The organism is Photorhabdus noenieputensis (assembly GCF_018448935.1).
In the GTDB taxonomy this organism is placed as follows: Bacteria; Pseudomonadota; Gammaproteobacteria; order Enterobacterales; family Enterobacteriaceae; genus Photorhabdus; species Photorhabdus noenieputensis.
Genome location: NZ_RCWC01000213.1, coordinates 1 through 267, shown reverse-complemented (window position 1 = coordinate 267; position 267 = coordinate 1). Strand labels below are relative to the sequence as shown.

1 protein-coding gene is annotated in these 267 nt (G+C 52.1%); it reads right to left on the bottom strand.

The window, feature by feature from the left end; translation table 11 throughout:
• On the bottom strand, positions 1 to 267 hold a 267-nt coding region (locus EAE91_RS25290), incomplete at both ends, for an AMP-binding protein (RefSeq protein ID WP_214090589.1).

The window sequence follows — 267 nt, the reverse complement described above, 5'->3', positions numbered from 1 at the left end:
GAATGTAAATCTGGGTATTGGATATTGGGCGGCCAATCGGTACGTTATCGGCAAAACAGCCCGAGTGATTGATATCAAACACCGTACAACCCACGACGGTTTCGGTTGGGCCGTACTCGTTGATGATGCGTGATCCAGGCGATAATGTTTGCCAAAGTGCAATAGTGGAACCGGGCAGTGCCTCTCCCCCCACGATAAAGCAGTGAGCCGGGCATGTTCGTCCCATCGTTTTCAATTTCTGCCCTATTGCCGAAAGATGACCGGGCG